Genomic DNA, 8,941 nt, shown 5'->3' with positions numbered 1-8,941 from the left:
CGCTTCCTGATGCCGATCACCATCCCGGACGCCCAGCTGGACAAGGGCCTGGCCATCCTCGCCGAGTGCTTCGACGAGCTGGCCTGAGTCACGACGGACCCACGCCTCAGGGCAAGCAAGACTCACAGAGAGAGATGACTACGATGCAAACCAAACTGCTGATCAACGGCCAGCTGGTCGCCGGCCTCGGCCCCATCCAGACTGTCCTCGACCCGGCGCTCGGCAGCCCGATCGCCGAGATCCCCGAAGCCACCGCCGAGCAGGTGGATGCCGCGGTGAACGCCGCCGAGGCGGCCTTCCCGGCCTGGTCGCAGACCCCGCCGAAGGAGCGCGCGGCAGCGCTGCTGCAGGTCGCCGAGGTCATCGACGCCCACGCCGAGGAACTGGCCCGCCTGGAGTCGCGCAACTGCGGCAAGCCCTACGCGGCCGCGCTCAACGACGAGCTGCCGGCCATCGCCGACGTGTTCCGCTTCTTCGCTGGTGCCGTGCGCTGCCTGCAGGGTTCGGCGGCCGGCGAGTACCTGCCGGGGCATACCTCGATGATCCGCCGCGACCCGGTCGGCGTGGTCGCCTCCATCGCGCCGTGGAACTACCCGCTGATGATGGTCGCCTGGAAGCTCGCGCCGGCCCTGGCCGCCGGCAACTGCGTGGTGCTCAAGCCATCCGAGCAGACTCCGCTGACCGCGCTGCGCCTGGCCGAGCTGATCGCCGGGATCTTCCCGGCCGGAGTGGTCAACCTGGTGTTCGGCCGCGGCCCGAGCGTCGGCGCGCCGCTGACCAATCATCCGAAGGTGCGCATGGTGTCGCTGACCGGCTCGATCGCCACCGGGGTGAACATCATCTCCAGCACCGCCGACAGCGTGAAGCGCATGCACATGGAGCTGGGCGGCAAGGCTCCGGTGATCATCTTCGACGATGCCGACATCGACGCCGCGGTGGAGGGCATCCGCACCTTCGGCTTCTACAACGCCGGCCAGGACTGCACCGCGGCCTGCCGCATCTACGCCCAGCAGGGCATCTACGAGAAGTTCGTCGCCCGCCTGGGCGAGGCGGTCAGCAGCATCAGGTACGGCCTGCAGGACGAGGAAGATACCGAACTCGGCCCGGTGATCACCGCGGCCCATCTCGAACGCGTCGCCGGCTTCGTCGAGCGCGCCAAGGCCCAGCCGCATATCCGCGTGGTCACCGGCGGCAACAAGGTCGAAGGCCCCGGCTTCTTCTTCGAGCCCACGGTGCTCGCCGGCGCCCGCCAGGACGACGAGATCGTCCGCCGCGAAGTGTTCGGTCCGGTCGTCTCGGTCACCGCGTTCGACGACGAAGCCCAGGCGCTGGCCTTCGCCAACGACTCCGACTACGGCCTGGCCTCCTCGGTATGGACCGCCGACATCGGCCGCGCGCACCGCATGGCCGCCCGCCTGCAGTACGGCTGCACCTGGGTGAACACCCACTTCATGCTGGTCAGCGAGATGCCGCACGGCGGCATGAAGCTCTCCGGCTACGGCAAGGACATGTCCATGTACGGCCTCGAGGACTACACCGCCATCCGCCATGTGATGGTCAAGCACTGAAGGGGCCCCGCTCCGTCATGGAGCGGCCGGGGCCACCGGCGGGGTGCAGCCACCGCCGGTCCCCGGGTCATATCAAGGGAGTAGACTTTCCGTCTAAATACATTTAAAAACATATGACAAATCAAAAGACAAAAACCGAACGAAACGCGGCACCACAGACGGTCACCCCCAGCCTGCTGCCGAGCAGAACACACCGGAGGTTCGCGCAATGCTGATCACAGGAATCAAGAGCCGGCCGGTCTACGACCAGCTCAAACCCATGAGCGGTGGCCTGCGGCACGTATTGGCCGCACAGGGCAGCGGAGGCGCCGCGCTGCTGCGCCTGCTCGGCGAAATGAGCGAGGCCCAGCGCCAGGCCACCACACTGCTCTACTCCACCGAAACCTTCTCCGGCCACAACCACCTGGCCCAGCTGCGCGACTGCGCCCTCGCCGATCTGCGCGAGTTCTCCAGCAACCAGGCCCTGCTCGACGCCCTGCGCGAGCTGCTGGGCCAGGCCCACATGGGCACCCGCCTGTACCTGGCCGGCTCGGAAAGCTTCATCGGCACGGCCATGCAGGTCGCCGGCGCCTACGACATGAATCGCGACGAGGTGCTGCGCGAGCACAGCGGCACCCTGGTGCGCCGCGTCTGGTGCGTGCACTGCGACACCTACACCGAGAACGTCACCCAGCGCGTCTTCCGCTGCCCCGGCTGCGGCCTGGACCTGATCGTGCGCGACCACTATTCGCGGCGCCTGGCCGCCTTCCAGGGCGTCAAGGCCGACGGCGAAGTCCCCGGCGAACTGCCCCCTGCAGAGGAACTCGACACATGATGTCCAACCACGGAACCCTGCGCGTACGCATAGCGCGCACCGAGGATGTCACCCCGGACATCCGCCGCCTGACCCTGGTCTCCCCGGACGGGCAACACCTGCCGCCCTTCTCCGGCGGCAGCAACATCGTCGTCGTGCTGCCCAATGGCGAGCAGACCATCCGCAACGCCTATTCGCTGATGGGCTCGCCCTACGACTCCAGCTCCTACCAGATCGCCGTGCGCAAGGTCGACAACGGTCGCGGCGGCTCGAAGCTGATCCACGAGCAGCTCAAGGAAGGTGACAAGCTGCAGATCGTCGCCCCGGTCAATCTCTTCCCGCTCGCCAAGCATGCCCGCCTGCAGCTGTTCATCGCCGGCGGCGTGGGCATCACCCCGGTGTTCTCGCAACTGGAAGAGCTGCGCCTGAAGAACCTGCCCTTCGAGGTGCACTACGCCGTGCGCGGCCCGGAACATGCCGGACTCGGCCGCGAGCTGCAGGTCCGCTACGGCGATGCCATCCACCTGTACGTCGACGGCGCAGGCCCGCAGCTGAACATCGCCGCGGTGCTGGCCGAGCGGCCGCTGGGCAGCCACGTCTATGTCTGCGGCCCCGGCAGCATGATCGACGACACCATCGACAGCGCCCGCCGCCTGGGCTGGACCGACAGCCACATCCACTACGAACGCTTCGTCGAGCAGGGCTCCAGCGGCCAGCCGTTCAGCGTCACCCTGGCCCGCCAGGGTGCGACCATCGAGGTCGCCGCCGAGCAGTCGATGCTCGAAGCCATGGAGGAAGCCGGCTACACGCCGCCCTACCTGTGCCGTGGCGGCGCCTGCGGCTACTGCGAGACCGCCGTGCTCGAACTCGACGGCGAGATCCAGCACAAGGACGACTGGCTGTCCGACGACGACAAGCGCAGCAACACCAAGATCATGCCCTGCGTGTCCCGTGCCTGCGGCAAGCGCCTGGTCATCGACCTCTGAACGGGGAAAGTCAATGAACGCCATCTTCAAGCAACACGAAACCTACCGCGACGACTACAGCTACGCCAACAGCCGCGACTGCGTACTGCGCCTGCCCTTCCCCTACCCGGAAGACCAGTACATGTACTCCATGAACGTGGAGCCGCACGTGCCCTTCGGCGAGGGCGCGCTCAAGGCGGCGCTGGACATCGACGAGCACTACGTCACCGAGTGCCGGGAACGGGCCCTGGCGCTGGAAGCCCAGCCGGGCGCGCACTACGTCAGCCTGCCGCACATGCTCGAGGCGCAGTGGGACTTGCTGGAGCTGATCATGGAGTCGTACTCCCGCGACTTCCCCGAGCACTTCAGCCTCGCGAAGAACGGCAGCCAGTGGCACTGGATCAACCGCCCGCTGGGCATCGACCAGACCTTCACCTTCGGCGACACCTCGACCCTGCCGATGGAGCCGATGGAGTACATCACCCGCCAGGCCCAGGGCGAGTTCATCCTGCTGGAGGAGCGCGACAACACCCTGGTGATCGGCGCCGGCATGGCCACCCAGCGGGCCGACTACTCGCTGCGTTTCAACCTCGGCATGAGCTTCATGGAGTTCCACGGCCCGGTCCCCAAGCTGCACGAGATGGGCATCCTCGAGCGCGCGCTGAAGTTCCTCCTGCGCCTGCGCCCCGGCCATCCGGTGCGCCGCACCAACTGGTCGCTGACCGTGCACCCGCGCATGGAAACCTCGGCCGAGACCCTGCCGGACTGGGCGCCGGACCGCACCATAGTCACCGCCGAGAACGCCGGCGAACTGGTCAACCTGCGCATCGAGCTGCAGCCGCTGCACCGCCTGCCGCGCAGCAACGCCGTGCTGTTCCCGGTGCGCACCTACCTGGTCAGCCTGCAGGAGCTGGGCACCTTCGCCCCGCAGTGGGCCAAGCGCATGCACCGCGTGCTGAAGACCCTCGACCAGGAGCTGGTCGACTACAAGGGCTTCACCCGCTATCGCGATGCCGCCGTGGCCTGGCTGGCGCAGTACGACGACGGCCTGCCGGTCGACGCCGCACATCCGGAAAAACCGCTGAGCCGCTGAGACGGACCACCTGCGCGGCCACCGCGCAGGCATTCACTGTGCTTGAAAACTGCCGACAAGAACTGGAGCACTCAACATGAAGAACCTGCGTCAATTCCTTCCGGATAACTGGGGGCTGGTGTTCTCGGCCTTTGCTGCGGCATATGGTGTCGGTCTGCTGCCATTGCTGGCGTTGCCCTTCCTGATCAGCGCGATCATGAACGACCTCAAGCTGGATGCCGCCCAGGCCGGCTTCCTGATGTCCGCCGAGTTCGTGTTCACCATGCTCGCCTCGCTGGTGGTCGCGCCGGCCATGGGCCGTGCGCCGCGACGCACCTTGGCGCTGGGCGGCGCCGTGCTGGTGATCGGCGCCAACATCGTCTCGGCCTCGATCCAGGACGTCTACTGGCTGGCCGCGGTACGCTGCCTGGCCGGCATCGGCGCCGGCCTGTGCCTGGCCTGCGGCAACGCCTCGGTGGCGAGCGCCAAGGACCCCGACCAGGCTGCCGGGCACATGAACATCCTGTTCGTGGCGCTGATGGCCATCGTGATGATCGTGTTCGCCGACGCCATGGCTAAGCACGGTCTAGCCGGCCTCTACTACGCCATCGCCGGGACCAACGCACTGATGCTGGTGCTGATCGCCTTCATGCCGCAGCGCGCCATCCTCCACGCCAATGCCCCCGGCTTCCAGCACGGACGCGAGCACCGCAACCTGTTCTCGGTGACCGCGGTGTGCATGATGGCGGCGATGTTCTTCTTCTCGATGCGCGACACCATGGGCTGGGCGTTCGTCGAACAGGTGGGCATCAGCGTCGGCTACAACGGCGAGGAGCTCGGCAATCTGTTCTCCCTGCAGTCGGTGATCGGTTTGCTCGGTCCGCTGGCCGCGGCGCTGATCGGCAAGCGCTTCGGCATGAGCACCCCGGTACTGTTCGGCATCTTCAGCACCGGCGCAGTCAGCCTCGGCTACGTGCTCGGCGAAAGCTCGAAGGAGATGTACACCATCGCGGTGATGATGATCTCCACCACCTACTTCTATGCGCTGGCCTACCTGACCGCCCTGGCTGCCTCGCTGGATCAGGAGGGTCGCATCGCCGCCGCCTCCGGCGCCTTCCTGACCCTCGGCATCGCCGTCGGTCCGGCCTTCACCGGCCTGCTCGCCGAGAGCGGCGGCTTCACCCTGGTCGGTTGGGGCATCACCGCCGTGGTGCTGCTGACCGCGCTGACCGTGCTGGTGCCGCTGGCTGCCGTGCGCCAGCAGGCCAGCATCGCCTCCCCGGCACCCTCCGCGGCCTGATCCCGCACGCCTGCGGCGCCCTCGCCGGCGCCGCGGACTCTCCTTCTTCGACATCCCGAGGCATCGCATCGATGAAAAGACTCGCATTGGCCGGTCTGGCCAGCCTGCTCGCCACCAGCATTCCCGCTCAGGCCATTCCGCTCAGCGACAGCCTGGAGCTGACCCTGACCGCCGAAGCGGTCAGCGACTACCGCTCGCGCGGCCAGTCGCAGACCCTCGGCGATCCAGCCCTGCAGGCCTCCGCCACGCTCACCCACGACAGTGGCCTCTACCTGGGCGCCTGGGCCTCCAACGTCGACTTCGGCAACGACCTGAAGACCCGCCTGGAAGTCGACTACTACGCCGGCTACTTCTGGCAGATCCACGACGAGGTCAGCCTCGATCTCGGCTACGTCAAGTACGCCTACTCCAAGGAAGGACAGCTCAACTACGCGGAGAGCTACGCCATCCTCAGCGCCTACGGCGTGCAACTCGGCCACCAGTACGCCAGCGACTATGCCGGCGACCAGGCCTACAGCTGGTCATACCTCGGCTACGAAACCAGCCTGCCGGCTGACATCGGCCTGGCACTGCGCTATGGCCTGGTCGACTACAAGGATGAGGTACTGGTTTCCAGCTCCGGCAATACCCGTTCGACCTACAACGAATGGGAGGTGAAACTGACCAAGGACCTGCTCGGCGCGACCTGGGGAATCGCCTATGTCGACACGGACATGAGCAAGGCCGAATGCGACAACTTCCTGGGTTACGACGACCTCTGCGAGGCCACCGCCGTGGCCAGCGTCAGCAAGAGCTTCTGATGCCCTATCCGGCTGGCTACTGGCGTCAGTAGCCAGCCATCCTCATCCGCCGCCAGACTGACAATCCACATCAGAATGGTGAATGCATGTGAAAGCGCCGACTCCTGTAAAATGAACGCCTTTCTGTGCTGAATGCTGCTTCTGACTCTTGACTGCAGAACATCTCAGACTTGCTCATAAGCAGCACCACTACAGCCCCAGCCGACTCCTATTATCCACCTGCGCGACTTACCATCCCGGATAACGCCCCCAGATCGCCCGCTCCAGGTCACTCCCACCGCCCTGATACTGCTCGTGCACCGCGCCGATATCCCGCGCCACCTGCTCGATCACCTCGCGTAATTCCAGCTTGTCCAGCCAGCGGACGGGTACGGCGTCGGGGCCATGAATCAGTCCCAGGAAGTGCCCGGCGATCAGCCCGGTGCTGTCGCTGTCGCCACTGTGGTTGACCGCCCAGACCACACCCTGCTCCAGACTGTCCGCCGCCAGCGCGCACCACAGGCTGATCTTGCCCAGCAGTCGTGGACACGGGTTTAAGCACTCATCCGGGCCTCGAAGACCTCTGGGCTGATGTGCCCCAGCGTGCTGTGACGCCGCTGGCGGTTGTAGTCGATTTCGATGTATTCAAACACGGTTTCGCGCATCTGGGTGCGGCTCATGAAACGCTCCCCGTGGATGCATTCGACCTTCAGGCTGTGGAAGAAGCTCTCCGCACAGGCATTGTCGTAGCAGTTGCCTTTCGCGCTCATGCTGCATCGCAGATGATGGGCGCGGATCAGCTCTTGGTAAGCCGCTGAGCAGTACTGGCTGCCTCTATCGCTGTGCACGATCACACCCTTGTCGTGGCACAGCCGTGGAGCCCCGCTGCGCCCTTTGCGTGAGCACCAAGCGTAGAAGCCACTGCGGGCCACGCCCAGCACGCGGCACATGGTTTTCACCGGGAACAGCAAGGCGTGCGCTCTCATGAAGGCGTACTTCACTTGAGGCTCTTGGCAAAGTACGCGGCGGCCTAATGAGATGGTCATCCCCGACACCCTGCGAAGGCTAGCCTTTCGCAGGGTGTTTCAATTCCGGAGACCATCGCCATGAATCACGCAGCATTGATCGGTATCGACCTGGGCAAACACAGTTTCCACCTGCACGCTCAGGATGGCTCCGGACGCGAGCTTTTTCGCAAGAAGATCTCCCGCCCGCAACTGATGCGGGTGTTGGTACAACAGCCACCGTGCACGGTGGCGATGGAGGCCTGCGCCGGCGCCCATTGTCTGGCGCGAGAAATCCAGGCGCTGGGCCATGTGGTCAAGCTGATCTCACCGCAGTTCGTCCGCCCGTTCGTGCAGGGCAACAAGAACGACTTCATCGATGCGCAGGCCATCTGCGAAGCCGCCTCGCGTCCCTCGATGCGTTTCGTGACACCCAAGAGCGAAGCCCAGCAGACCCTGTCGGTGCTGCACCGCATGCGCGAATCGCTTATCCGTGACCGTACCAAGGTCATCAACCAACTGCATGGCTTCCTGCTGGAGTTCGGCATCAGCCTGCCGCGTGGCATGGCGGTGATCCGCCGCCTGTCCAGCGTCCTGGCGGAGCATGTGCTCCCTACCCGGCTGGTCGTCCTCTTGCAGCGCCTGCATGCCCATTTCAGCTATCTGGACGAGCAGATCAAGTCGCTGGATAAGGAGGTCGCCACTCAAGTCGAAGAGGATGACCTGGGCAATCGCCTGCTGAGCCTGCCCTGTGTCGGCCCGATCACCGCCAGCCTACTGGTTGCGGAGCTGGGCGACGGCAAGCAGTACGGCTGCAGTCGCGACTTTGCCGCGTCTGTCGGCCTGGTGCCAAGGCAATACAGCACTGGTGGCCGCGCCAACCTGCTGGGCATCAGCAAGCGCGGGGACAAGAATCTGCGTCGATTGCTGGTGCAATGCGCGCGGGTGTATCTGCAACATATGGAGCACCAGCGTGGAGCGCTGGCGGATTGGGTGCGAGGCTTGCTCGTGCGGCGTCATTCGAACGTGGTCGCCTGCGCTCTGGCCAACAAGCTGGCTCGTATCGCCTGGGCCATCGCCGCGAAGCACACCCGTTATGAAGCGGGGAAAGACGGCTGCGCCGCCTGACCCCGCTGTTGTTGCTGTACCACGAGACACCTTTCCAGGTTTTGCGATAGCTGAACAACCGATGACGTGAACGGCCCACCGGCCTGACGAAGAACCTGACACAAAAATCGGCTTTCGAAGCCGTCGGCCTTTTCAGGATCGTCAGGCGCGACTCTCATCGTGGCGCGGGGCAAGCCCCAGACGGACGCCGGATAGATTTAGGCAAGCCAAACACCCATCGCTGATCAGTATTGCAAAAACGGGGGTGACCATAGATTTTTTACGATGGCCAGCTCCTCGGCTTGTTCGGCCAACAGCCGCTTGAGCCGGGCGTTCTCGTCGGCCAGTGACTG

The 8,941-nt window shown here is 65.3% G+C and carries 9 protein-coding genes and 1 pseudogene; 8 read left to right on the top strand and 2 right to left on the bottom strand.

The window, feature by feature from the left end; translation table 11 throughout:
* The 7 genes from E5198_RS22110 to E5198_RS18990 all read left to right on the top strand — a co-directional run.
* The coding region (locus E5198_RS22110; RefSeq protein ID WP_256659148.1) for a hypothetical protein at nucleotides 1-87 on the top strand (87 nt) is incomplete at its 5' end.
* Between the two features lie 56 nt (nucleotides 88-143).
* Nucleotides 144-1,568 carry a gamma-aminobutyraldehyde dehydrogenase gene (locus tag E5198_RS19015; protein ID WP_136491517.1) on the top strand — a complete coding sequence of 475 codons (1,425 nt, stop codon included), beginning with the start codon at nucleotides 144-146 and terminating at the stop codon, nucleotides 1,566-1,568.
* Between the two features lie 208 nt (nucleotides 1,569-1,776).
* Entirely contained in the window at nucleotides 1,777-2,382 is a 606-nt protein-coding gene (locus E5198_RS19010; protein WP_136491516.1) for a dimethylamine monooxygenase subunit DmmA family protein, read from the top strand.
* Nucleotides 2,379-3,347, top strand: a complete 969-nt coding sequence (locus tag E5198_RS19005) for a PDR/VanB family oxidoreductase (protein WP_136491515.1) — start codon at nucleotides 2,379-2,381, stop codon at nucleotides 3,345-3,347. The genes E5198_RS19010 and E5198_RS19005 overlap by 4 nt, the downstream gene beginning before the upstream one ends.
* Before the next feature lie 13 nt (nucleotides 3,348-3,360).
* On the top strand, nucleotides 3,361-4,419 hold the full coding sequence (locus E5198_RS19000; RefSeq protein WP_136491514.1) for a DUF3445 domain-containing protein: 1,059 nt from the start codon (nucleotides 3,361-3,363) through the stop codon (nucleotides 4,417-4,419).
* A gap of 76 nt (nucleotides 4,420-4,495) precedes the next feature.
* Nucleotides 4,496-5,698, top strand: a complete 1,203-nt coding sequence (locus E5198_RS18995; RefSeq protein ID WP_136491513.1) for an MFS transporter — start codon at nucleotides 4,496-4,498, stop codon at nucleotides 5,696-5,698.
* A gap of 71 nt (nucleotides 5,699-5,769) precedes the next feature.
* Complete coding sequence (locus tag E5198_RS18990; RefSeq protein ID WP_136491512.1) at nucleotides 5,770-6,498, top strand: TorF family putative porin; 729 nt, start codon at nucleotides 5,770-5,772, stop codon at nucleotides 6,496-6,498.
* Between the two features lie 228 nt (nucleotides 6,499-6,726).
* Here the strand turns inward: E5198_RS18990 and E5198_RS22105 are convergent, their stop codons facing one another.
* Both E5198_RS22105 and E5198_RS18980 read right to left on the bottom strand, forming a co-directional pair.
* Nucleotides 6,727-6,999, bottom strand: a complete 273-nt coding sequence (locus E5198_RS22105) for an ADP-ribosylglycohydrolase family protein (RefSeq protein WP_372239896.1) — start codon at nucleotides 6,997-6,999, stop codon at nucleotides 6,727-6,729.
* A gap of 32 nt (nucleotides 7,000-7,031) precedes the next feature.
* Nucleotides 7,032-7,517, bottom strand: a pseudogene (locus E5198_RS18980) (IS3 family transposase); the annotation flags it as partial.
* Between the two features lie 66 nt (nucleotides 7,518-7,583).
* On the opposite strand from E5198_RS18980, the gene E5198_RS18975 reads away from it, so the two are divergent.
* Nucleotides 7,584-8,609 (top strand): IS110 family transposase, encoded by a 1,026-nt coding sequence (locus E5198_RS18975; protein WP_136491510.1) that lies wholly within the window; start codon nucleotides 7,584-7,586, stop codon nucleotides 8,607-8,609.
* The last annotated feature ends 332 nt before the right edge of the window (nucleotides 8,610-8,941 follow it).

It is taken from the genome of Pseudomonas sp. A-1, from assembly GCF_004801855.1.
Lineage (GTDB): Bacteria > Pseudomonadota > Gammaproteobacteria > Pseudomonadales > Pseudomonadaceae > Geopseudomonas.
This window is presented reverse-complemented; position numbering and strand designations above follow the sequence as displayed.

Excerpts from the sequence above, each read along its gene's own strand:
- E5198_RS19015 (WP_136491517.1), top strand. The coding sequence starts at position 144 with ATGCAAACCAAACTGCTGATCAACGGCCAGCTGGTCGCCGGCCTCGGC.
- E5198_RS19010 (WP_136491516.1), top strand. The coding sequence starts at position 1,777 with ATGCTGATCACAGGAATCAAGAGCCGGCCGGTCTACGACCAGCTCAAA.
- E5198_RS19005 (WP_136491515.1), top strand. The coding sequence starts at position 2,379 with ATGATGTCCAACCACGGAACCCTGCGCGTACGCATAGCGCGCACCGAG.
- E5198_RS19000 (WP_136491514.1), top strand. The coding sequence starts at position 3,361 with ATGAACGCCATCTTCAAGCAACACGAAACCTACCGCGACGACTACAGC.
- E5198_RS18995 (WP_136491513.1), top strand. The coding sequence starts at position 4,496 with ATGAAGAACCTGCGTCAATTCCTTCCGGATAACTGGGGGCTGGTGTTC.
- E5198_RS18990 (WP_136491512.1), top strand. The coding sequence starts at position 5,770 with ATGAAAAGACTCGCATTGGCCGGTCTGGCCAGCCTGCTCGCCACCAGC.
- E5198_RS18975 (WP_136491510.1), top strand. The coding sequence starts at position 7,584 with ATGAATCACGCAGCATTGATCGGTATCGACCTGGGCAAACACAGTTTC.